This is a genomic window from Enterobacter sp. JBIWA003 (genome assembly GCF_019968825.1).
GTDB classification, from domain to species: Bacteria; Pseudomonadota; Gammaproteobacteria; order Enterobacterales; family Enterobacteriaceae; genus Enterobacter; species Enterobacter quasiroggenkampii.
In genome coordinates, this window is the sequence record NZ_CP074170.1 from 3,713,120 (window position 1) to 3,735,711 (window position 22,592).

General features: G+C 57.7%; 20 protein-coding genes. 6 read left to right on the plus strand and 14 right to left on the minus strand.

The features are described from left to right. The first annotated feature begins 64 nt into the window (after window positions 1-64). On the plus strand, window positions 65-1,342 hold the full coding sequence (csiE, locus tag KGP25_RS17775) for a stationary phase inducible protein CsiE (RefSeq protein WP_126534752.1): 1,278 nt from the start codon (window positions 65-67) through the stop codon (window positions 1,340-1,342). Here the strand turns inward: csiE and KGP25_RS17780 are convergent, their stop codons facing one another. Next, window positions 1,343-2,482, minus strand: coding sequence for a 3-phenylpropionate MFS transporter (locus KGP25_RS17780; RefSeq protein WP_045908544.1), 1,140 nt, complete (start codon window positions 2,480-2,482; stop codon window positions 1,343-1,345). A gap of 173 nt (window positions 2,483-2,655) precedes the next feature. On the opposite strand from KGP25_RS17780, the gene KGP25_RS17785 reads away from it, so the two are divergent. After that, window positions 2,656-3,078 (plus strand): DoxX family protein, encoded by a 423-nt coding sequence (locus tag KGP25_RS17785; RefSeq protein WP_008502164.1) that lies wholly within the window; start codon window positions 2,656-2,658, stop codon window positions 3,076-3,078. A gap of 54 nt (window positions 3,079-3,132) precedes the next feature. Here KGP25_RS17785 and glyA read toward each other — a convergent pair whose 3' ends face one another. After that, window positions 3,133-4,386: a serine hydroxymethyltransferase gene (glyA, locus tag KGP25_RS17790; RefSeq protein ID WP_008502165.1), complete on the minus strand. Its 1,254-nt coding sequence runs from the start codon at window positions 4,384-4,386 to the stop codon at window positions 3,133-3,135. Between the two features lie 304 nt (window positions 4,387-4,690). Here glyA and hmpA point away from each other — a divergent pair, with 304 nt between their 5' ends. After that, window positions 4,691-5,881: an NO-inducible flavohemoprotein gene (gene hmpA, locus KGP25_RS17795; protein WP_223539399.1), complete on the plus strand. Its 1,191-nt coding sequence runs from the start codon at window positions 4,691-4,693 to the stop codon at window positions 5,879-5,881. A gap of 80 nt (window positions 5,882-5,961) precedes the next feature. Here the strand turns inward: hmpA and glnB are convergent, their stop codons facing one another. From glnB to purL, 5 genes are all read right to left on the minus strand, one after another. After that, entirely contained in the window at window positions 5,962-6,300 is a 339-nt protein-coding gene (gene glnB, locus KGP25_RS17800; RefSeq protein ID WP_003860685.1) for a nitrogen regulatory protein P-II, read from the minus strand. Window positions 6,301-6,380: 80 nt separating this feature from the next. Further along, window positions 6,381-7,718: a two-component system response regulator GlrR gene (glrR, locus tag KGP25_RS17805; RefSeq protein ID WP_045908542.1), complete on the minus strand. Its 1,338-nt coding sequence runs from the start codon at window positions 7,716-7,718 to the stop codon at window positions 6,381-6,383. Beyond that, the gene (gene qseG, locus KGP25_RS17810) at window positions 7,705-8,442 is read right to left on the minus strand and encodes a two-component system QseEF-associated lipoprotein QseG (protein ID WP_023325881.1); all 738 of its coding nucleotides are present in this window, start codon (window positions 8,440-8,442) and stop codon (window positions 7,705-7,707) included. Before qseG ends, glrR begins: the two co-directional genes overlap by 14 nt. 1 nt (window position 8,443) lies before the next feature. Beyond that, on the minus strand, window positions 8,444-9,871 hold the full coding sequence (gene qseE / locus KGP25_RS17815) for a two component system sensor histidine kinase QseE/GlrK (RefSeq protein ID WP_048029580.1): 1,428 nt from the start codon (window positions 9,869-9,871) through the stop codon (window positions 8,444-8,446). 532 nt (window positions 9,872-10,403) lie between these two features. Then, the gene (gene purL, locus KGP25_RS17820; protein ID WP_223539400.1) at window positions 10,404-14,291 is read right to left on the minus strand and encodes a phosphoribosylformylglycinamidine synthase; all 3,888 of its coding nucleotides are present in this window, start codon (window positions 14,289-14,291) and stop codon (window positions 10,404-10,406) included. 267 nt (window positions 14,292-14,558) lie between these two features. On the opposite strand from purL, the gene mltF reads away from it, so the two are divergent. Next, window positions 14,559-16,109, plus strand: a complete 1,551-nt coding sequence (gene mltF, locus KGP25_RS17825; RefSeq protein ID WP_048029578.1) for a membrane-bound lytic murein transglycosylase MltF — start codon at window positions 14,559-14,561, stop codon at window positions 16,107-16,109. Here mltF and tadA read toward each other — a convergent pair. Genes tadA through murQ form a run of 4 tightly spaced genes read right to left on the minus strand, consistent with a single transcriptional unit; the run spans window position 15,997 to window position 19,466 of the window. Next, complete coding sequence (tadA, locus tag KGP25_RS17830; RefSeq protein WP_045908538.1) at window positions 15,997-16,536, minus strand: tRNA adenosine(34) deaminase TadA; 540 nt, start codon at window positions 16,534-16,536, stop codon at window positions 15,997-15,999. The genes mltF and tadA overlap by 113 nt on opposite strands. A gap of 24 nt (window positions 16,537-16,560) precedes the next feature. After that, window positions 16,561-17,196 carry a phosphatidylglycerophosphatase C gene (gene yfhb / locus KGP25_RS17835; RefSeq protein WP_045908537.1) on the minus strand — a complete coding sequence of 212 codons (636 nt, stop codon included), beginning with the start codon at window positions 17,194-17,196 and terminating at the stop codon, window positions 16,561-16,563. Window positions 17,197-17,199: 3 nt separating this feature from the next. Beyond that, complete coding sequence (locus tag KGP25_RS17840; RefSeq protein ID WP_045908536.1) at window positions 17,200-18,561, minus strand: PTS transporter subunit EIIC; 1,362 nt, start codon at window positions 18,559-18,561, stop codon at window positions 17,200-17,202. 11 nt (window positions 18,562-18,572) lie between these two features. Beyond that, window positions 18,573-19,466 (minus strand): N-acetylmuramic acid 6-phosphate etherase, encoded by an 894-nt coding sequence (gene murQ / locus KGP25_RS17845; RefSeq protein ID WP_045908535.1) that lies wholly within the window; start codon window positions 19,464-19,466, stop codon window positions 18,573-18,575. A 117-nt stretch (window positions 19,467-19,583) separates the two neighbouring features. Here murQ and KGP25_RS17850 point away from each other — a divergent pair, with 117 nt between their 5' ends. Then, window positions 19,584-20,432 carry a MurR/RpiR family transcriptional regulator gene (locus tag KGP25_RS17850; protein ID WP_045908534.1) on the plus strand — a complete coding sequence of 283 codons (849 nt, stop codon included), beginning with the start codon at window positions 19,584-19,586 and terminating at the stop codon, window positions 20,430-20,432. 46 nt (window positions 20,433-20,478) lie between these two features. After that, window positions 20,479-20,739: a YfhL family 4Fe-4S dicluster ferredoxin gene (locus KGP25_RS17855; protein ID WP_008502177.1), complete on the plus strand. Its 261-nt coding sequence runs from the start codon at window positions 20,479-20,481 to the stop codon at window positions 20,737-20,739. Here the strand turns inward: KGP25_RS17855 and acpS are convergent. Genes acpS through recO form a run of 3 tightly spaced genes read right to left on the minus strand, consistent with a single transcriptional unit; the run spans window position 20,736 to window position 22,588 of the window. After that, entirely contained in the window at window positions 20,736-21,116 is a 381-nt protein-coding gene (gene acpS, locus KGP25_RS17860; RefSeq protein WP_008502178.1) for a holo-ACP synthase, read from the minus strand. The genes KGP25_RS17855 and acpS overlap by 4 nt on opposite strands. Beyond that, entirely contained in the window at window positions 21,116-21,847 is a 732-nt protein-coding gene (gene pdxJ / locus KGP25_RS17865; protein ID WP_045908533.1) for a pyridoxine 5'-phosphate synthase, read from the minus strand. The genes acpS and pdxJ overlap by 1 nt, the downstream gene beginning before the upstream one ends. A 33-nt stretch (window positions 21,848-21,880) precedes the next feature. Further along, window positions 21,881-22,588: a DNA repair protein RecO gene (recO, locus tag KGP25_RS17870; protein ID WP_196346717.1), complete on the minus strand. Its 708-nt coding sequence runs from the start codon at window positions 22,586-22,588 to the stop codon at window positions 21,881-21,883. Window positions 22,589-22,592 lie beyond the last annotated feature (4 nt).

Genomic DNA, 22,592 nt, shown 5'->3' on the forward strand with positions numbered 1-22,592 from the left:
GCGCGCTTTTCAGCGCTCATCCTTTAGCTATTCTTATCAAACATTCACACTGGATACCCGACAGATGATGACGACGCTTGAAATTCCATCTGTGCTTTCCAGTTCGCAGCGCCGCTGCCAGGTGCTTTTGATGCTTTACCTGCCCGATGCTGCCGTCACCGCACAGAGCATAATCGCTGCCAACGGCGTGGACGACGCGATGGCACGGCAAGATATAGCCGAGACGCGCGATGAAATCCAGCGCTATCACCGGCTGGATATCGTTACGCACCACGACGGCTGCTACCGGATTGAAGGCACAGCCCTGAATCAGCGTTTATGCCTGCTGCACTGGCTGCGCCGGGCGCTACGGCTTTGCCCGCAGTTCGTCTCGCACCAGTTTACCCCCGCATTAAAAACCGCGCTTAAACAACACGGCATCGCGCGCCCGCTTTACGACGATGCGAACCTGCGGGCGCTGATCGGCTTCTGCTCACGCAAGCTCCAGCGCCAGTTTGAATGCCGCGACGTCCAGTTTTTACAGCTCTATCTGCAATACTGCCTTATTCAGCACCAGCTCGGGAATACGCCGCAGTTTTCCCACGTTCAGCGCAGCTGGACCCAGTCGAGAGGGGAGTATTTTACGGCGCAGGAGATCGTGCGCCACTGGAGACGGCGCGTCCCGCAGGGTGCCCACGGGGATGAACAGCTGTTTCTGGCGCTGCTGTTTATGATGCTCCGCACGCCCGATCCGGTGCTTGATAAGCACCAGCAGGATCAGCGTCTGCGCCGGGCCATCGTGCGCATGGTGGCCCGCTTTCGTTCGCAGACCGGGATGAACTTCAGCGATGAACAAGGGCTGACCGATCAGCTGTATATCCATCTGGCTCAGGCGCTGGACCGTTCGCTGTTTGAGATTGGCATCGACAACAGCCTGCCGGAGGAGATCCACCGCCTTTATCCCCGACTGTTACGCACTACGAAAGAGGCGCTGTTTGAGCTGGAGGCGGAATTTGGGCTACGTTTTTCCGATGAAGAGATGAGCCTCGTGGCGGTGATTTTTGGGGCCTGGCTGATGCAGGAGACCGACCTGCATGAAAAACAGGTGATCCTGCTGACGGGAGACGATAAAGCCAGTGAGGAACAGATCGAACAGCAGCTTCGCGAGCTTACGCTGCTGCCGCTCAACATTCGTTATCTGACGCTGCAGGCTTTCCAGAAAGAGGGAGCGCCGCGCGAAGCTGCGCTGGTTATCACCCCCTACCCTACGGCCCTGCCGCTGTTCTCGCCGCCGTTGATTCATGCCGTTGAGACATTGAACGCGCAGCAGCAAGAACATATTCGCGCCATGCTGGAATCGTAGTTACGCGCGTGCGGCCACTTTCGGTCGAACAAACATTGCCGGTAGCGCCACCAGAGCCATTACCCAGAACACGCCATGCCCCAGATGCTGGTAGAGGAACCCTGCAAAGACCGTCATGATCGCGATACTGCCCCCCATTGCCACTGCCGAATAGACGGCCTGCAGGCGAATCACGTCCCCGCCCTCGCGCGCAGCGATATAGCGCATGGCCGCCAGATGGCACACGGTAAAGGTGCCGCAGTGAAGAATTTGCGCCACAATCAGCCACGGCAGATCGGTCGTCCAGCCCATAATCCCCCAGCGCGCCACCCCGCACACGGCGGAAAGGAGCAGCAGGTCACGCGCGCCAAAGCGGCGGAACAGTTTTTTGCTCAGGGCAAAGATAATGACTTCGGCCACCACGCCCAGCGACCACAGATAGCCCACGGCGGAAGCAGAATATCCCGCCCCCTGCCAGTAGATGGCGCTGAAACCATAGTACGCCGCATGTGCCCCCTGAAGGAGGCATACGCACGCCAGAAAACGCCAGCTCTGTGCGACCAGGCTCCGCCATGCGGGCCAGCCAGCACTCTCCTGATGGCGGCTTTCCCCTTGCGGCATCACCGATGGTCGCAGCAGCATGCCCAGCAGCATCGAGGCAATACCGATGCTCAACAGGGCAAGAATGGCGCGGTAATCGTACAGGCTGACCAGTTTGCCCACCAGCGCCGAGCCAATCACAAAAGCGATAGAGCCCCACAGGCGCACGCGACCGTAGTCCATGGTGATCTGCTTTTGCCAGGTGTTCGCCAGGGCATCCGTCAGCGGCACCAGCGGTGAGAAGAACAGGTTAAAGCCAACCATCACCACCATCAGCCAGGCAAACTGGTGGCTGACCCAGAAGCAGGCCACAAAGACCAGGGTCAACAGAGCCAGAATGCGCACGGCCTTGATCAGTAAGGAGGGATCGCTGACGCGCGGGGCGATCAGCAGGCTGCCGAGGAAACGCGCCACCAGCCCGGCTCCCAGCAGAACGCCGATGGTCTCGGGCGTCAGGCCGATACCCTTAAGCCAGACGCTCCAGAAAGGCAGAAAAATGCCGTAGCTAAAGAAATAGGTGAAATAACTGAGCGCCAGCCAGCGCGTGGAATGCAAGACCATGAATCCCTCCCGAAATCGAGGCCATAGTCTGGCGAGAATATAAAAATTAAGCAAGTAGATAGCCTGCTATAAATTAACGAAAAATTAACATCTTGTGCAATCGTCTGGCTTATGGCAGGGAATGAAAATATGTATTACGTTTAAATTACTCCACTTGCAGAGGTTTTTCTGCCATGAACTCACTACGTTATCTCGATTTCGGCCAGTCACGTCACCTGCTGCTGCTCATTGGCCGCATCGCGCTTGTCGTGCTGTTTATTATCTTTGGTTATCCAAAACTGACGGGGTTTAGCGGCACCGTACAATACATGACCTCGCTGGGCACACCGATGCCCATGCTGGCGGCCATTATTGCGGTAGTGATGGAAGTACCTGCCGCCATTCTGATCGTACTGGGCTTTTTCACCCGTCCTCTCGCGGTACTGTTTGTGTTTTACACCCTCGGAACGGCGGTGATTGGGCATCACTACTGGGATATGACCGGCGATGCGGTCGTACCGAATATGATTAACTTCTACAAGAACGTCAGTATTGCTGGCGCCTTTATTTTGCTGGCGATTGTGGGGCCAGGCGCCATCTCCCTGGACCGGCGTTAAGCCATAAAAAAAGGCCGCATGCGCGGCCTTTTTTATTTCTGCAAAGCAGAGGAATTATGCGTAAACCGGGAAGCGTGCGCAGATATCCAGAACTTTACCTTTGACGCGCTCGATAACCGCTTCGTCATTGATGTTGTCCAGAACGTCACACATCCAGCCAGCCAGCTCTTTCACTTCCGCTTCTTTGAAGCCGCGGCGAGTCACGGCCGGAGAACCGATACGGATACCGGACGTCACGAACGGGCTCTTCGGATCGTTTGGCACGCTGTTTTTGTTCACGGTGATGTTGGCGCGGCCCAGGGCTGCGTCAGCTTCTTTACCGGTCAGGTTCTTATCAACCAGATCCAGCAGGAACAGGTGGTTTTCAGTCCCGCCGGATACCACTTTGTAGCCACGGTTCAGGAACACTTCCACCATCGCTTTGGCGTTCTTAGCAACCTGCTGCTGGTAAACCTTGAACTCTGGCTCCATCGCTTCTTTCAGCGCGACCGCTTTTGCCGCGATAACGTGCATCAGTGGGCCGCCCTGCGCGCTTGGGAACACCGCGGAGTTCAGTTTTTTGTACAGCTCTTCGTCACCGCCTTTCGCCAGGATCAGGCCACCGCGTGGACCCGCCAGGGTTTTGTGGGTGGTGGTGGTCACAACGTGAGCGTGTGGAACCGGGTTCGGGTAAACGCCTGCAGCGATCAGACCCGCAACGTGCGCCATGTCAACGAACAGGTAAGCACCGATGCTGTCTGCGATTTCGCGCATTTTTGCCCAGTCAACGATACCGGAGTAAGCAGAGAAGCCACCGATGATCATCTTCGGTTTGTGCTCTTTAGCCTGCTTCGCCATGTCTTCGTAGTCAATTTTACCGGACTCATCAATACCGTAAGGGATGATGTTGTACAGTTTGCCGGAGAAGTTAACCGGGGAGCCGTGAGTCAGGTGGCCGCCCTGTGCCAGGTTCATACCCAGAACGGTATCGCCCGGCTGCAGCAGCGCGGTGTAGACCGCGAAGTTAGCCTGAGAGCCAGAGTGCGGCTGGACGTTTGCATAGTCAGCGCCAAAAAGTTCTTTCGCACGATCGATAGCCAGCTGCTCAACGATATCAACGTACTCACAACCACCGTAATAGCGTTTGCCCGGGTAACCTTCAGCGTATTTGTTGGTCAGCTGAGAACCCTGCGCCTGCATAACGCGCGGGCTGGTGTAGTTTTCGGAGGCGATCAGTTCGATGTGCTCTTCCTGACGTACTTTTTCCTGCTCCATAGCCTGCCACAGTTCGGCATCATAATCGGCAATGTTCATTTCACGCTTTAACATCCGCATCTCCTGACTCAGCTAACAAGTAAATTTTGGCCTGAAAAGGCAGTCCTGTTGGACGACGGGCAACAGTATAACTGATTAGTTCTGTGATAACAGGTCTTGACAAACGATTTTACGCAAACGTTTTCCTGCCCGCCACGCAAGGGTTTGAGGAATAAAGCTCTCGCCCTTTCCAGCGGATTTCTTTTCAGGTTTGTGATGCATATTTTTCATCTTGCAAAGAACCATTTACAACGCAGGGGTATTTTTTATAAGATGCATTTAAAATACATTATTAAAGTAACATCAAAAGGACGCGCTCATGCTCGACGCTCAAACCATCGCTACCGTAAAAGCCACCATTCCCCTGCTGGTGCAAACCGGCCCTAAACTCACCGCCCATTTCTACGATCGCATGTTCACGCACAACCCGGAGCTCAAAGAGATTTTCAACATGAGCAACCAGCGTAACGGCGATCAGCGTGAAGCGCTGTTCAACGCCATCGCGGCGTACGCCAGCAATATTGAAAACCTGCCAGCGTTGCTGCCTGCGGTGGAAAAAATCGCGCAGAAACATACCAGCTTCCAGATCCAACCCGAGCAGTACGACATCGTGGGTGGTCACCTGCTGGCAACCCTGGACGAAATGTTCAGCCCGGGCCAGGAGGTGCTGGACGCGTGGGGTAAAGCCTACGGGGTGCTGGCAAACGTGTTTATCAACCGTGAAGCGCAGATCTACAGCGAAAACGCCAGTAAGAACGGCGGCTGGGAAGGCACGCGCGCGTTCCACATCGTTGAGAAAACGCCGCGCAGCGCGTTAATCACCAGCTTCGAGTTTGAGCCGGTGGACGGTCAACCGGTGGCCGATTACCAGCCAGGGCAGTATCTGGGCGTGTGGCTGAAGCCTGAAGGTTTCCCGCATCAGGAGATCCGTCAGTATTCTCTTACCCGCAAGCCAAACGGTAAAGGCTACCGCATTGCGGTGAAGCGTGAGGACGGCGGTCAGGTTTCCAGCTGGCTGCACAACAAAGCAAACGTGGGCGACGTGGTCCATCTGGCCGCGCCGGCGGGCGACTTCTTTATGGCCGTTGAAGCCCATACGCCGGTCACGCTGATCTCTGCGGGCGTCGGCCAGACGCCGATGCTGGCGATGCTTGATACGCTGGCAAAATCTCGCCACGGTGCGCAGGTTAACTGGTTCCATGCCGCCGAGAACGGCGACGTGCACGCTTTTGCGGATGAGGTGAAAACGCTCGGGGCCTCCCTGCCGCGTTTCACCGCGCACACCTGGTATCGCCTGCCGACGGATGCAGATCGCGCAGCCGCACGGTTTGACAGCGAAGGTCTGATGAATTTAAGCCATATGGAAGGGGCGTTTAGCGCGCCGGACATGCAGTTCTACGTCTGCGGGCCGGTGGCGTTTATGCAGTATGCCGCGCAGCAGCTGGTGGGGCTGGGTGTGAACAAAGACAGCATTCATTACGAGTGCTTTGGCCCGCATAAGGTGCTGTAATCGCCCGGCGGCGCTTCGCTTGCGCGGGCCTACGAAGAGTTTTGTAGGCCGGGTAAGCGCAGCGCCACCCGGCAAGAACGTTAAATCGCGGCGTCGTCTTCTTCGCCGGTACGGATACGGATCACGCGCGCCACGTCAAAGACGAAGATTTTACCGTCGCCAATTTTGCCGGTTTGCGCCGTGCGGATAATGGTGTCCACACAGGTGTCCACGATATCGTCGCTGACCACGATTTCAATTTTCACTTTCGGCAGAAAGTCGACCATGTATTCTGCGCCACGGTAAAGCTCGGTGTGACCTTTCTGACGACCAAAACCTTTCACTTCCGTCACGGTCATCCCGGTGATGCCGACTTCCGCCAGCGCTTCACGCACATCATCCAGTTTGAAAGGTTTAATAATCGCATCAATCTTTTTCATGGTGGGTCCTTAAACTCTTGCCTGTAAGCTGCCTCGTAATCGATTGCTCACAGTACCATATTCAGGCGAATTTTGCGGTACTACTCTTTAAAATCGTTCGCTTCCAGCTCGTGACGCGAGAGCAGCTTGTAAAACTCGGTGCGGTTGCGCCCGGCCATCCGCGCCGCGTGGGTCACGTTGCCTTTGGTGATCTGCAGCAGCTTGCGCAGATAGTTCAGCTCAAACTGGTTACGCGCTTCGGCAAAGGTCGGCAGCGCCGTATTTTCCCCTTCCAGCGCCTGCTCCACCAGCGCGTCGCTGATGACCGGTGAGGAGGTCAGCGCCACGCACTGCTCAATCACGTTGACCAACTGACGCACGTTACCCGGCCAGCTTGCGGCCATCAGCCGCTTCATCGCATCGGTGGAAAACGCGCGCACGAACGGTTTATGACGATCGGCCGCCTGACGCAAAAGATGGTTCGCCAGCAGCGGGATGTCTTCCGCACGCTCGGCCAGCGCCGGGATCTTCAGGTTGACCACGTTCAGACGGTAGTAGAGATCTTCGCGGAACTCGTTGCGGGCCATCACTTTTGGCAGATCGCGGTGGGTAGCGGAGATAATTCGCACGTTAATATCGATATCGCGGTTGCTGCCCAGCGGGCGCACTTTGCGCTCCTGCAGCACGCGCAGCAGCTTGACCTGCAGCGGCGCGGGCATGTCGCCAATCTCGTCCAGGAACAGCGTGCCGCCTTCCGCCGCCTGGAACAGCCCTTCACGGCTGCTTACCGCGCCGGTGAATGCGCCGCGGGCATGACCAAACAGTTCAGATTCAAGCAGCTGCTCCGGGAGCGCGCCGCAGTTAATCGCAATAAAGGCGTTCTTGCTGCGCGGGCTGGCGTTATGAATCGCCTGCGCGAGGATCTCTTTTCCGGTTCCGCTCTGGCCGTTGATGAGCACGCTGACGTCAGACTGCGCCACCATCCTCGCCTGTTCAAGCAGGCGCAGCATCACGGGACTGCGGGTGACGATAGGCTCCCGCCACGCTTCATCCCCCGCCGGAGCGGCATGTTCCAGCGCGCTGTCGATAGCCTTATACAGTGCGTCTTTGTCCACCGGCTTGGTCAGGAAGCTGAACACCCCCTGCTGCGTCGCGGCAACCGCATCCGGGATCGACCCGTGCGCGGTCAGGATAATCACGGGCATCCCCGGCTGCTGCTTCTGGATCTCCGCGAACAGCTGCAGGCCGTCCATTTCATCCATCCGCAGGTCGCTTATCACCAGATCGATTTTCTCGCGGCTGAGAATTTTCAGCCCCTCCAGCCCGCTTTCCGCGGTCACGACGCTGTAGCCTTCACTCACCAGACGCATCCCCAGCAGCTTTAACAGACCGGGATCGTCATCCACCAGTAAGAGATGGGCTGGTTTACGGCTCGTCATGCTTCACATCCTCTTGTTTCGGCGTATCGCTGTCCGGCGCAGCGGATGAACTCCCCGGCTGATATTTACGCGACGAGAGCTGTCTTTCGATATCGGTCAGGTTCTCCAGCTTACGCGTCGTGGTATCCAGCTGCGTACGTAAATGTTGCTGCTGTTGGCGCAGTGTATCAAGCTCGCTATCGGTTGACTGTTGCAGCTTGCTGTAGCGGGAGCGCTCTTCAGAAAGCTGAAGCTGTAGCGTCTGTCCCTCGCGCCAGAGCTGGTATACCGGGCGGATCTGTACCGGAAGATTGACCACAAACGTGTCAAGTCGGGTCACGTTGGCGCGGCGTTCGACGGGAGTGATTTTCGCATCCGCCAGCAAAATCCCACGCTTGAACGCGTCCTGCCAGGTATCATCATCCAGCATCGCCGCTTTCGCGCGGGCATCAACCGGCGCCAGACGCTGGGCGCAGTCTATCCCGCGCAGCCAGAACAGCGGGTTACTTTCGACGTCATGCCCTGACAGGTTCCAGATGTCGTCACAGCGGGTTGAGAGGAAATCGGCCAGCTGGTTATCGGGCCATTTATCTTCTTGTTTATCGCTAATCGCACTTTGCGGCACATGGGAAACACACCCAGCCAGAAATAAACAGGGCAGGCTCAGGCGAAGCGTGCTGCGGGAAAACACCGCGCGTACGGCGCGGGAAAAGACGTGTGACATACTCACCAGACATAGATTCATTTTATTGATTTTTCCGGCTCAGGGGCAGTTCAATACGGAAGCAAACATCCGAACGTTCGTCCGTGGCAATGTTTAGCTCACCCTGCATGCGTCGTATGCAGTCCCGGGCGATGCTTAAGCCCAGACCACTGCCTTTCACCGCACCTTTCCGCTGATGACTCCCCTGGAAAAAGGGCTCGAAGATCATGGTTTTTTCGTCATCGGGGATCGGGGTGCCGGTGTTAGCGACGTCTATAAACACCCGGGAACCCTTCGTATAGCTTCGGATATAAATGTTACCGGATTCAGTACCATAGTGCACCGCATTGGAATAAAGATTATCCAGCACGCTCATTAGCAGCATGGGTTCAGCGAGACAGGTCGGCGCATTCAGCTCTACACCGGTATGCATCATTTTAGCTCTTGCTGGCAAGCTATGGGCGGAGATCACCATATCCACCAGCGGTTCAATGTCGACGTTTTCCAGTACAACCGCCCCGTCAGCCAGCTTGCGGTTGTAATCCAGCAGTTGCTCAATCAGCTTCTGCAGATTGCGGCTGCTGTTATCCAGGATCTCGACAATTTCTTTCTGTTCGGGCGTAAGCGGCCCTGCCACTTCGTCCGCCAGCAGTTCCGTCCCTTCGCGCATGCTGGCCAGCGGGGTTTTAAGCTCATGGGAGATATGGCGCAGGAACTGATGACGCTGTGATTCAAGCCACGCCAGGCGCTCGGACAGCCAGATAATGCGCTGGCCTACGGATCGCAGCTCGCGGGGACCTTTAAAGGCGACCGTATCTCCGAGTGATTTCCCCTCCCCCAGGCGGTTGATCATCCGCTGAATGCCCTTCACCGGGCCGATGATCATGCGGGTAAAGAGCAGAACCAGCCCGAGGCTCACGAGGAACAGCACCAGCGCCTGCCAGCCGAAGAACTGGCCGCGCTCGGCGATCTCCTGCTGAAGCTGCTGGCCGCGCGAGAAAATCACCGTGCGCGTTGACTGCACCATCTCGGTGTTCGCGTTGGCGAAGGCTTCCAGGCGCGCGGCGGCGGCGGCATCGGGTCCACTATTTTGGCACTGCAGCTGTGCGAGATCGTTCAGATCCTGACGTAACGCCTGATACAGCTTGTCGTCAGGCAATACGCCGGCGTGGGCATCCAGCATTTCGCTGTAGCGCTTGCGCTGACTCTGGTACACCTTTTCCAGCGTGCGATCGTCAAGCACGCAGTACTGACGATAGCTGCGCTCCATCTCCAGGGCGGCGTTGGTCATGGCCTCACTGCGCCGGGCGTCAATAAGCGTCGTGCGGTTGGTTAATGCCGCCTGCGCGCTCAGCGCGTTCAGGCTTTGCCACGCCTGCCAGGCAAGGATCAGCAACGGCAGCAGGATCAGCAGAAAGGCCATCATGACGAGCTGTCGCAGGGAGCGGGGAAAAACGGGCCAGCGTTTCAACGCATTACTCTCTTAATGGGGGTTTACGCAGAGCGTAACTGAGTCTGCCCTTCAGATACAACAAAGCCGGGTAAAAACCCGGCTTTGTCATGGAATGAGGCGGTGCCTAACTCGACGTTTCGCCCTGGCCTGATAAAGCATCGCTATGATCAGTAGTTGGACGGCAGGCACCTTTTTGTGCGTCATTCGAAGTTTATGTAGCACGTCCCGAAGGGGCTGACATAAGAAGGTGAATGAGCCACTGGTTAATATTATGCAACACCCGTGCCAGAATGCAAAACAAAAAATTAACACCTTGAAATATATAATTTTTACTCGCTTAAACCGTTCGTTATCGGTTGAATGATTTTCAGGCTAAGTGTCGCTGTTCAGCAACACCTTAACGGGAACCTTTCCTGCCACATATAAATCAATAAGTTAAATGTCTCCTTTTGGAGACACTCAAACCAAAGGGTTGTCGCGATTTTGCGACAGATACAAAAAAGCCCGGTGGCGCTCGCGCTCACCGGGCCTACAGTCAGGACGCTGAAACTTAACCCAGCTGCTTACGCGCGTTGCGGAAGATACGCATCCACGGGCTGTCCTCGCCCCAGTTTTCCGGGTGCCAGGAATTGCTCACGGTACGGAACACACGTTCAGGATGCGGCATCATGATGGTTGCACGACCGCTTTCGCTGGTTACCGCAGTAATACCGTTCACCGAACCGTTCGGGTTGGCCGGGTAGGTTTCGGTGACCTTGCCGAAGTTATCGACAAAGCGCAGCGCTACCAGACCTTTGCTCTCCAGCTGAGCCAGATGCGCGGCATCACGCACTTCGACCTGACCTTCGCCATGGGACACCGCGATTGGCATCTGCGACCCGACCATTCCCTGCAGCAGCAGAGACGGGCTCTGGGTCACTTCCACCAGGCTAAAGCGCGCTTCGAAGCGGTCAGACTGGTTACGCACAAAGCGCGGCCAGGCTTCGCTGCCCGGGATCAGCTCGCGCAGGTTAGACATCATCTGGCAGCCATTACACACGCCCAGCGCCAGGGTCTGCGGACGATGGAAGAAGGTTTCGAACTCGTCGCGCACGCGGCTGTTGAAGAGGATAGATTTCGCCCAGCCCTCTCCCGCACCCAGCACGTCACCGTAGGAGAAACCACCGCACGCCACCAGCGCCTGGAAATCTTCCAGACCGGTACGTCCGGCCAGCAGGTCGCTCATATGAACGTCGATAGCGTCAAAGCCCGCGCGGTGGAAGGCGGCAGCCATCTCAACGTGGGAGTTAACGCCCTGCTCGCGCAGCACGGCCACTTTCGGACGCGCACCGGTCGCAATGTACGGCGCGGCGATGTCTTCGTTGATGTCGAAGGAGAGCTTCACGTTCAGGCCTGGATCCTGGTCATTGGCCTTCGCGTTGTGCTCCTGATCGGCACATTCCGGGTTATCACGCAGGCGCTGCATCTGCCAGGTGGTTTCCGCCCACCACATGCGCAGCGTGGTGCGGCTTTCGCTGAACACGGCGTGACCGTCAGCTTCAATGACGAAGCGATCGCCCTGAACGGCTTTACCCAGATAGTGCACGCAGTCAGCCAGACCGTGCTGCGCCAGAATCGCTTCAACCGCGTCGCGATCTGCCGCACGCACCTGAATCACGGCGCCCAGCTCTTCGTTAAACAGCGCCGCCAGACGATCTTCACCCAACGTAGCGATGTTGGCTTCAACCCCACAGTGGCCGGTGAAGGCCATCTCTGCCAGGGTCACCAGCAGGCCGCCGTCGGAACGGTCGTGGTAGGCCAGCAGCTTACGCTGCGCCACCAGCGCCTGGATGGCGTCGTAGAAGCCTTTCAGCTGTGCCACGTCGCGCACGTCGGCTGGCTTATCGCCAAGCTGACGGTAAACCTGCGCCAGCGCGGTGGCGCCCAGCGCGTTGTGGCCTTTACCCAGGTCAATCAGCAGCAGGGCGTTATCTTCGGTCGCCAGCTGCGGCGTAACGGTGTGACGCACGTCTTCCACGCGGGCAAACGCGGTGATCACCAGCGACAGCGGGGAGGTCATCTCGCGCTGCTCGTTACCTTCCTGCCAGCGGGTTTTCATCGACATGGAGTCTTTGCCCACCGGAATGGTCAGTCCGAGGGCAGGACACAGCTCCTCACCCACCGCCTTCACGGCTTCATACAGGCCCGCGTCTTCGCCTGGGTGACCGGCAGCGGCCATCCAGTTTGCGGAGAGCTTGATACGTTTGATGTCGCCAATCTGCGTGGCGGCAATGTTGGTCAGCGCTTCACCGACCGCCAGACGGGCAGAGGCCGCGAAGTCCAGCAGCGCGACCGGGGTGCGTTCACCCAGCGCCATCGCTTCGCCGTAGTAGCTGTCGAGGCTCGCGGTGGTCACGGCGCAGTTCGCCACCGGGATCTGCCACGGGCCAACCATCTGATCGCGGGATACCATACCGGTCACGGTACGGTCGCCGATGGTCACCAGGAAGGTTTTCTCAGCAACAGCTGGCAGGTGCAGCACGCGATTAACGGCTTCAGCCACGGTAATGCCCTGGCGATCCAGCGCTTTGCCCGCCGCTTTACGGGTCTGCACGTCGCGGGTCATCTTCGGTGTTTTACCGAGCAGAACGTCGAGCGGCAGATCGATCGGCTGGTTGTCGAAATGGGTGTCGCTCAGAGTCAGGTGCTGCTCTTCGGTCGCTTCACCGATGACGGCATACGGCGCGCGCTCGCGGCGGCACAGCTCGTCAAACAGCGGCAGCTGATCCGCCGCAACGGCCAGCACGTAGCGCTCCTGGGATTCGTTACACCAGATTTCCAGTGGGCTCATGCCCGGCTCATCGCTCAGGATATCGCGCAGGTTGAAACGGCCACCGCGACCGCCGTCGCTCACCAGCTCCGGCATGGCGTTGGACAGACCGCCCGCGCCCACGTCGTGGATAAAGAGGATCGGGTTAGCATCGCCCAGCTGCCAGCAGCGGTCGATCACTTCCTGGCAGCGACGCTCCATCTCAGGGTTGTCACGCTGCACGGACGCGAAGTCGAGATCCGCATCCGACTGGCCGGAGGCCATCGAAGAGGCCGCACCGCCGCCCAGACCGATGTTCATCGCCGGGCCGCCGAGCACGATCAGCTTCGCGCCGACGACGATCTCGCCTTTCTGCACGTGATCGGCACGGATGTTGCCGATCCCGCCCGCCAGCATGATCGGTTTGTGGTAGCCGCGCAGCTCTTCGCCGTTGTGGCTGTCCACTTTCTCTTCATAGGTACGGAAGTAACCGTTCAGCGCCGGACGACCAAATTCGTTGTTAAACGCCGCGCCGCCCAGCGGGCCTTCGGTCATGATATCCAGCGCGGTCACAATGCGCTCTGGCTTGCCGAAGTCTTCTTCCCACGGCTGTTCAAAGCCCGGGATACGCAGGTTGGAGACGGAGAAACCGACCAGACCCGCTTTGGGTTTTGCACCACGACCGGTCGCCCCTTCGTCACGGATTTCACCGCCGGAGCCGGTCGCCGCACCCGGCCACGGGGAGATCGCGGTCGGGTGGTTGTGGGTTTCAACCTTCATCAGGATATGCGCGGGCTCCTGATGGAAGTCATAGCGCCCTGCTTCGCGATCGGCGAAGAAGCGGCCCACCTCGGAACCTTCCATCACCGCGGCGTTGTCTTTATAGGCAGACAGCACGTGGTCAGGGGTTTGCTCCATGGTGTTTTTGATCATTTTGAACAGCGACTTTGGCTGCTGTTCGCCGTCAATAATCCAGTCGGCATTGAAAATCTTGTGACGGCAGTGCTCAGAGTTCGCCTGCGCGAACATATAGAGCTCGATGTCGTTCGGGTTACGGTTGAGCTTAACGAACGCATCCTGCAGGTAGTCGATTTCGTCTTCTGCCAGCGCCAGGCCGAGACGCAGGTTGGCGTCAATCAGTGCCTGACGGCCCTGCCCCAGCAGATCCACGCTCTGTACCGGCGCAGGCTGATGGTGGGAGAAAAGCTTCTGCGCGTCATCGAGAGAGGCAAACACGCTCTCCATCATGCGGTCGTGCAGTTCAGCCGCAACCGCCTGCCACTGCGCGTCGCTCAGGGTAGAGGCTTCCACGTAGTACGCCACGCCGCGCTCCAGACGGTTAATCTGGCTCAGGCCACAGTTGTGGGCGATGTCGGTGGCTTTGGAAGACCAGGGGGAGATGGTGCCCGGACGCGGCGTCGCAAGGATCAGTTTGCCGGTTGGCGTATGGCTGCTGAGGCTTTGGCCATACTTGAGCAGGCGTTCCAGCTGTACGCGCTCCTCTGCATTCAGGGGGGCATTCAGGTCAGCAAAATGGACATACTCAGCGTAAATATTGCTTACCGGAAGGTCGGCCGCCTGAAAACGTGCCAGCAGTTTGGTAATACGGAAGGCAGACAGTGCAGGCGAACCACGCAGAATTTCCATCATAAGTCTCTCGTCTTCGAAGCGCCGGGGCGCTTACAGTGTGCGCAAGGGGGGAAAACGGGCGTCATTATAGAGAATCCTGAGCGCCGACGAAACCGTTTGCGTCGAAATAAAATTGACGAAGAGATTTAACAATAGATGTGACCTGTCTCTCTAATTGGTTGCCAAGTGGCGCAAGTTTACGCAAAATGCCGCTCATTCAATGGCAAACCTTATTGTTAACATGGCTACAGCAGACTGAGGCAACCGGCGTCGCAGAGAATTAACTAATTGAAAAAATTAAAGATTAATTATCTGCTCATCGGCATTGTAACGTTGCTGCTGGCAGTGGCCCTCTGGCCTTCCCTCCCCTGGATCGGCAAAGCCGAAAACCGTATCGCCGCCATTCAGGAGCGGGGGGAATTGCGCGTCAGTACCCTTAACTCTCCGCTGATTTACAGCGACATCAACGGCAAAATCATTGGTCTGGATTATGAACTGGCACAACAGTTCGCCGATTATCTTGGCGTGAAGCTAAAAATCACCGTCCGCCAGAATATCAACCAGCTGTTTGATGACCTCGATAACGACGATGCCGATATGCTTGCCGCCGGGCTGGTGTATAACAGCGAGCGCAGCAAAAACTACCAGCCAGGCCCGACCTACTACTCCGTTTCGCAGCAGCTGGTTTATCGCGTCGGGAGTCTGCGCCCGCGCTCGCTGGCCTCGATTAACGATCGGCAGCTGACGATTGCCCCCGGTCACGTGGTAATTGACGATCTGCGTGAGCTCAAGGAGAAGAAATATCCGGACCTGAGCTGGACAGTGGATGCGAAACTCGGCACGACGGAGCTGCTGGAGCAGGTAAAAGATCAGAAAGTCCCCTACACCATCGCCGATTCGGTCGCGATCAGCCTGTTCCAGCGGGTGCATCCTGAAATCGCCGTGGCGCTGGACGTCACCGACGAGCAGCCTGTGACCTGGTTTACTCAGCTCGATGACGATCAGACCCTCTCTGCCGCGATGCTCGATTTCTTCAACACCATGAATGAAGACGGTACGCTGGCGCGCCTGGAGGAGAAGTACCTCGGGCATGGTGATGACTTTGACTACGTTGACACCCGCAGCTTCCTGCGTGCGGTAGACAGCGTCCTGCCGGACCTGCAGCCGCTGTTCGAAAAATACGCCCAGGAAATTGACTGGAAACTGCTGGCGGCTATTTCGTATCAGGAATCCCACTGGGATACCCAGGCCACGTCTCCGACTGGCGTACGTGGTTTGATGATGTTAACCAAAAATACCGCGCTGAGCCTGGGCGTCAATGACCGTACCGATGCGGAACAGAGCATCAGCGGCGGCGCGCGCTACCTGCAGGATATGATGGCCAAAGTCCCGGAAACGGTGCCGGAAGAGGAGCGGATCTGGTTCGCGCTGGCGGCCTACAATATGGGCTATGCGCATATGCTGGATGCGCGAGCGCTGACGGCAAAAACGAAAGGCAACCCGGACAGCTGGTCAGACGTAAAGCAGCGGCTGCCGCTGCTGAGCCAGAAGCCATGGTATAACAAGCTGACGTACGGCTACGCGCGCGGGCATGAAGCCTACGCCTACGTGGAAAATATCCGTAAATATCAGATTAGCCTGGTCGGGTATCTGCTGGAGAAAGAGAAAGAGGCGACAGAGGCCAAACAGCTGGCCCAAAGCTACCCTGTCGTGGCGCCGGACGAGCTTAATCGGCCGACGGCTTCAATTCTGCCTTTTGCTGCTTTTTCTGCTGACGGCGCATTCGAAAGAAATCGCTTAATAGCCCCGAACACTCTGGTGCAAGCACCCCGCCGATAGTCTTCACCTGGTGGTTCATCCCCGGGTGACCCAGCACGTCCATCAGTGAACCGGCCGCGCCGGTTTTTTCATCCCGCGCACCGAAGACTAAAGTCCCGATCCGGCTGTGTACCATCGCCCCGGAACACATCACGCATGGCTCAAGCGTCACATACAGCGTGGTATCAAGCAGGCGATAGTTTTGCAGCACCAGACCGCCCTGACGAAGCGCCATGATTTCGGCGTGCGCGGTAGGATCGTGGCGACCAATGGGGCGGTTCCATCCTTCACCAATCACCTGGTTATTGTGGACCAGCACGGCGCCCACGGGCACTTCGCCCTCGTCCCAGGCACGCTGAGCCAGCGTCAGCGCATGGCGCATCCAGTATTCATGGTCGAGTTCAGGGTTGGACAACGGTTGATACTCCAGTCGAAAAGCGGGCGGCATTATACACGCCGATTATGGATAAGACTATTCGAGTTGCTGGAGTTCACCTGATGGCGTAACGCGCCAGCGGTGCTGGCAAAAATAGAGCAGCGGGTTGTCCTGTTTACTGTCGCTGTAGCCGCTGTACAGGCGCAGCGGCGTACCGATGCGTTTCTCCAGCTGGACCACTTTTTCATGCCCCAGGCAGCGCATCGTCAGTACCCAACCGCCGTAGCCGCGGGCAATTTGCGTGGCGATAAGATTCACGCGCGGTAGCCAGGGGGTATCAAAATAGACTTGCTCCACCAGCGTCTGCGGGGAGCCGGTAATCAGCCAGATGTCGGCATCGTTCGCGTCGAGATAGCCGGTAAGGCGCGCCTGCACCACCGGAAAGGCGGCAACGTGGCCGCGAAACCAGTGCGCAAAATCCTGCTCCAGCTGCTTAAGCCGCGCTTCGCTGTGCCCAAACGTACATCCCCACAGCAGCAGGCTCATCGGCCATCGCGCCGCACGGCCTTTCACCAGCAGCGCGATACCGATCGCCGGTAAGAGCGGTAGCACGAGCAGCGCATTCAGAGGTAGACGCCGCAGCAGGTAACGCATAAACGTACCAAACATATCCTGCTGATGCAGCGTGCCATCCAGGTCGAAAAAGACAACGCGACGCGCGTGATTTGCCAAACCTTACTCCTCTGGGTCGTTGAATCCTAATAGCCAGGTAAACAGGAACCCGGCGATCACCGCTACTAAATAGCCTAACAGATAGAGCATCACTTTTCCGGTCACGATGGTTAATGCCAGCGGTAAACCCGAAATGCCAAAGGTAATAACGGTTGCGACCTTCCAGTAGCTGATCAGCGCCCCGCCTACTGCGCCGCCCAGACAGGCCGCGAGGAACGGTTTACCCAGCGGCAGCGTGACGCCAAAAATCAGCGGCTCGCCAATACCGAGCAGGCCGACCGGGAGTGCGCCTTTAATCACCTTTTTCAGACGCGCGTTGCGGGTTTTCATCAGTACCGCAATTGCCGCGCCGACCTGCCCTACCCCCGCCATCGACAGGATAGGCAGCAGCGCATTATAGCCATGCGCCTGCACCAGCTCGACGTGGATCGGCACCAGACCCTGATGCAGCCCGGTCAGCACCAGCGGCAGGAAAGTACCCGACAGCACCGCGCCCACTAACAGGCCGCCGCGGTCAATCGCCAGCGACGCACCGTGGGCGATGGCTTCAGAGATCCACCCGCCTAACGGCTGGAGGGCGACAATCGCTACGCTACCGGTAATCAGCGTAGTCAGCAGCGGGTTGAGAATCAGCTCAATCGAGCCTGGCAGAACCGCGCGCAGCCGTTTCTCGATCCAGCACATCAGGATGACCACCAGCAGCACCGCGATCACCCCGCCGCGGCCCGGCTGAAGCGCCTCACCAAACAGCGTGATCTGCGCCAGCTGCGGGCTGGACAAGATGCCCGCCATCACCCCGCCCATCGCCAGCGATCCGCCAAACACCTTCGCGGTATTGACCCCGACCAGAATGTTCATGATGGCGAACACCGCGCTGCCGAAGATCCCAAGAATCCCCAGTAGGTTCGGATACTGCGTGGCGAAATCCCCCACAATATCCGGTCGCTTGAGGATATTGATGATCCCGGTGATCAGGCCCGAAGCAATAAACGCCGGGATCAGCGGAATAAAGACGTTTGCGAGCTGTCGCAGCGCGTCGCTCATCGGGGCTTTATATTTGGCCTTCACCTGCGCTTTGGTGCGCTCAGCATCGTCAATCGACACGCTCGCGCTAACGCCCATCAGCGCCCGCATGGCATCGACAACCTGCGCCGCTTTCCCCGGGCCGACAATCAGCTGATGCTGCTGACCCTGTTTCACGTAGCCGCTGACCCCGGACAGTTGCTTCAGACGTGGCACGTCAAGCTGGTCGTCGTTATGCACCTCGACGCGTACGCGCGTCATGCAGTTTTCGAGACGCTGAATATTTTTTTCCCCACCGATCCCCTGCAGGATACCGCTGGCGAGCGCTGCTGTTTTGTCCATACACGCCTCTGTTAGTTTTCTAATGCCGCCCGTAAGAAGCCGTTATGCGCATCGAGTTTGGCTCTCGCGCTCGCCGCATCCAGCCCGCTTAAGATCATCAGAATGGCAGGCTTAACATCGTGATCGGTCTGTTTGAGCACCGCTTCCGCCTCTTCACGGCCTGCGCCCGTCGCCTCCATCACCATGCGGCAGGCTCTGTCCACCAGCTTGACGTTGGTGGCCTGCATATCCACCATCAGGTTCTGATACACCTTGCCGAACTTCACCATCGCGCCGGTGGAGATCATATTGAGCACCAGCTTTTGCGCGGTCCCGGATTTCAGGCGCGTGGAGCCGGTGAGCGCTTCCGGCCCGACCACCGGAGAGATAGCGATAGCGGCCACCTGTGCAATCGGTGAGCCTGGGTTACAGGAGATGGCGACCGTCGTGCAGCCGGTCTGGTTAGCGTATTCCAGCCCGCCAATCACGTACGGCGTGCGCCCGGATGCCGCCAGCCCGACCACCAGATCCTTCGCCGTCAGATTCAGCGCCTTCAGGTCATCCTCGCCCAGCTGTTTGTTATCCTCCGCCCCTTCAACGGCCTTCAGCAGCGCACCGGGTCCACCAGCAATCAGCCCAACCACCAGACCATGCGGCACTCCAAAGGTGGGCGGACATTCTGACGCGTCCAGGACCCCAAGACGCCCGCTGGTCCCCGCCCCCATGTAAATAATGCGTCCACCGGCCTTGAGGGCTTCCGCCGCCGCATCCACCGCTTTCGCCACCTCAGGTAATGTCTCTTTCACTGCCTGCGCGACCAGCGTATCCTGTTGATTAAAGCGGTTAACCAGCTCCAGGGTGGAGAGCGCATCCAGATCCATGGTTTGCGGGTTACGCGTTTCAGAAACAAGTGAGCCAAGATTCATTTTTTTACCTCAAGAATTTTTAATTCATAATAATCACACTATAATGGAATATAAAATTCATTCAGGCGAGCAAAATCCGTATTTGCGCAGATAATCACATTTTCGCCAGGAGACCGTATGAACTGTTTAATTCGCATTCGCCAGCGCTACGCAGGCTTTGCCCAAAGCGACAAGAAGCTGGCGGATTTTCTGCTTTCTCAACCCGATCACGCGCGCCATCTCAGTTCGCAGCAGTTGGCGAGTGAAGCCGGCGTGAGCCAGTCCAGCGTGGTGAAATTTGCGCAGAAGATTGGCTTTAAGGGATTCCCCGCCCTCAAGCTGGCGATCAGTGAAGCGCTGGTCAGTAACCCCAATCCGCAGTCCATGCCAGTGCATAATCAGATCCGCGGAGACGATCCGATGCGGCTGGTCGGCGAAAAGCTGATCAAAGAGAACGTGGCGGCCATGCATGCGACGCTTGATGTGAATACGGAAGAGAAGCTGCTGGAGAGCGTGGCGATGCTGCGCGGCGCGCGGCGAATCATTCTGACCGGCATCGGCGCGTCCGGACTTGTGGCGCGTAACTTTGGCTGGAAGCTGACAAAAATTGGCCTTAACGCCATCGTCGAGCAGGATATGCACGCCCTGCTGGCGACCGTACAGGCGATGGATCCTGACGATCTGCTGCTGGCGATCTCCTATTCCGGCGAGCGCCGCGAGATCAACATGGCCACCGATGAAGTCCTGCGCGTCGGCGGTAAAATTCTGGCGATCACCGGTTTTACGCCGAATGCCCTGCAGCAGCGGGCCACGCGCTGTTTATATACCATTGCCGAGGAGCAGGCCACGCGCAGCGCGGCTATCTCGTCCACCAGTGCACAAATGATGCTGACGGACCTGCTGTTTATGGCGCTGGTGCAGCAGGATCTGGAGCGTGCGCCCGAGCGCATTCGCCACAGCGAAGAACTGGTAAAGAAACTGGTTTGACGCGTATAATGCCCGCCCAGTTTGTGTTGTTTCTGAGAATTTCCTGATGGCGCTGTTAATTACCAAAAAATGCATTAATTGCGATATGTGCGAGCCCGAATGCCCGAACCAGGCCATTTCGATGGGCGACAGCATTTATGAGATTAACAGCGACCGCTGCACCGAATGCATCGGCCACTATGAAACGCCGACCTGTCAGAAAGTGTGCCCGATCCCCAATACCATCCTGAAGGATCCGGCACACGTCGAGAGCGAAGAGCAGCTGTGGGATAAGTTTGTCCTGATGCACCACGCGGACAAACTTTAACTTTCGATGATCACCGTTGCGCTGGCATAGTGACGCTCATCCGCGATCGTCACGTGCACGTGATTCACGCCCAGCTTCTCGGCCAGCTTTTGCGCCTCGCCCCATAAGCGCAGGCTTGGCTTACCCAGCTCATCGTTAAACACTTCAAACTGGTTGAACGCCAGACCGTTACGAATGCCGGTTCCGAAGGCTTTGGCGGCCGCCTCTTTTACCGCAAAGCGCTTCGCCAGGAAACGCACAGGCTGCTGATGCGCTTCCCAGATGGCCCATTCGTTATCGCTCAGCACGCGTCTTGCGAGGCGATCGCCGCTGCGGGCGATCACCGCTTCAATGCGGGCTATTTCAACGATATCAGTGCCTAAGCCCAGAATGGCCATTACTGACGCGCTTCCTGCATCAGGCGTTTCATTTCTGAGACCGCCTCTTTCAGGCCGCTCATCACCGCACGGCCAATAATCGCGTGACCGATGTTCAGCTCGTGCATTTCCGGGATGGCGGCAATGGGCTTCACGTTATGGTAGGTCAGGCCGTGACCGGCATTGACCTTCAGACCCAGGCTCGCCGCGTAGGTAGCCGCTTTGGCAATACGCTCCAGCTCTTTCGCCTGCTCTTCATCATTTTTGGCATCGGCATAGCAGCCGGTGTGAATTTCGATATACGGCGCGCCCACGTCGGCTGCCGCTTTAATCTGGGTGAAATCGGCGTCAATAAACAGCGAAACCAGGATACCGGCATCCGCCAGGCGCTTGCAGGCATCGCGCATTTTGTCGAGCTGACCGGCCACATCCAGGCCGCCTTCGGTCGTCACTTCCTGGCGTTTTTCCGGCACCAGGCAGCAGAAGTGCGGCTGGGTCTCACAGGCAATCGCCAGCATCTCTTCGGTAACCGCCATCTCCAGATTCATACGGGTATCCAGCGTCTGGCGCAGAATGCGTACGTCGCGGTCGGTGATGTGGCGACGGTCTTCACGCAGATGAACGGTAATGCCGTCGGCGCCAGCCTGTTCAGCGATAAACGCCGCCTGAACCGGATCGGGATACGCCGTGCCGCGCGCATTACGCAGCGTGGCGATGTGATCGATGTTGACGCCTAACAGTAATTCAGCCATGACAATCCTCGGTTTTCTTTTCGATTCTGTAGTCTAACGTTTCGGCACAAACTGCCTGAATAATTCGCGGCTCTTTAAGGGCTTGCCGCCAAGATACGGCTTGAGGGCAATCCGGGTAAAGCGTTTTGCTGCGCGCAGGGTATCCTGATCGGGAAACTCGCGCTCATACAGCGCCCGGAGCTGGCGCCCGGTAAAGGTGCTGTTGTCGATCACGATGCTGGCAATAAAGCCCTTTTCTTCGCGGTAGCGGTAGGTCATGGTGTCTTCCACTTCGTCACCGCTGCCCGCACAGTGCAGAAAATCGACCCCGTACCCAAGATGGCCAAGCAGCGCCAGTTCAAAACGCCGCAGCGCAGGCTCGGGCGTGCCGGTTGCGCCAGCCAGCGCCTGGATACAGTGCAGATAATCAAAGAAAAGTTCAGAGAAGCGCGTCTCATGTTCAAGAACGCGAGAGATGAGTTCATTGACATACAGACCGCTGTAGAGCGTGATGCCCGAGAGAGGAAGCGCCAGGGAGACGGCTTCGGCGCTGCGCAGGGTTTTAACTTCCCCTCGCCCACCAAAACGTACCAGCAGCGGCGTGAAAGGCTGTAAGGCACCTTTCAGGGTAGAACGTTTGGAACGTGCGCCTTTCGCAACAAGGCGCACGCGGCCCGACTCTTCCGTGAAGACGTCCAGCATCAGGCTGGTTTCGCTCCAGGGACGACTATGCAGGACAAAGGCGCGCTGCCATCCATCCATATGC

Bases quoted from the DNA above. Each gene is read 5' to 3' on its own strand.
- KGP25_RS17785 (WP_008502164.1), top strand. From the start codon at position 2,656: ATGAACTCACTACGTTATCTCGATTTCGGCCAGTCACGTCACCTGCTG.
- KGP25_RS17850 (WP_045908534.1), top strand. From the start codon at position 19,584: ATGAACTGTTTAATTCGCATTCGCCAGCGCTACGCAGGCTTTGCCCAA.
- KGP25_RS17840 (WP_045908536.1), bottom strand. From the start codon at position 18,561: ATGGACAAAACAGCAGCGCTCGCCAGCGGTATCCTGCAGGGGATCGGT.
- KGP25_RS17855 (WP_008502177.1), top strand. From the start codon at position 20,479: ATGGCGCTGTTAATTACCAAAAAATGCATTAATTGCGATATGTGCGAG.
- purL (WP_223539400.1), bottom strand. From the start codon at position 14,291: ATGATGGAAATTCTGCGTGGTTCGCCTGCACTGTCTGCCTTCCGTATT.
- qseG (WP_023325881.1), bottom strand. From the start codon at position 8,442: ATGAATCTATGTCTGGTGAGTATGTCACACGTCTTTTCCCGCGCCGTA.
- tadA (WP_045908538.1), bottom strand. From the start codon at position 16,536: ATGCCGCCCGCTTTTCGACTGGAGTATCAACCGTTGTCCAACCCTGAA.
- glnB (WP_003860685.1), bottom strand. From the start codon at position 6,300: ATGAAAAAGATTGATGCGATTATTAAACCTTTCAAACTGGATGATGTG.
- csiE (WP_126534752.1), top strand. From the start codon at position 65: ATGATGACGACGCTTGAAATTCCATCTGTGCTTTCCAGTTCGCAGCGC.
- recO (WP_196346717.1), bottom strand. From the start codon at position 22,588: ATGGATGGATGGCAGCGCGCCTTTGTCCTGCATAGTCGTCCCTGGAGC.
- glyA (WP_008502165.1), bottom strand. From the start codon at position 4,386: ATGTTAAAGCGTGAAATGAACATTGCCGATTATGATGCCGAACTGTGG.
- acpS (WP_008502178.1), bottom strand. From the start codon at position 21,116: ATGGCCATTCTGGGCTTAGGCACTGATATCGTTGAAATAGCCCGCATT.
- glrR (WP_045908542.1), bottom strand. From the start codon at position 7,718: ATGACGAGCCGTAAACCAGCCCATCTCTTACTGGTGGATGACGATCCC.
- pdxJ (WP_045908533.1), bottom strand. From the start codon at position 21,847: ATGGCTGAATTACTGTTAGGCGTCAACATCGATCACATCGCCACGCTG.
- hmpA (WP_223539399.1), top strand. From the start codon at position 4,691: ATGCTCGACGCTCAAACCATCGCTACCGTAAAAGCCACCATTCCCCTG.
- KGP25_RS17780 (WP_045908544.1), bottom strand. From the start codon at position 2,482: ATGGTCTTGCATTCCACGCGCTGGCTGGCGCTCAGTTATTTCACCTAT.
- murQ (WP_045908535.1), bottom strand. From the start codon at position 19,466: ATGAATCTTGGCTCACTTGTTTCTGAAACGCGTAACCCGCAAACCATG.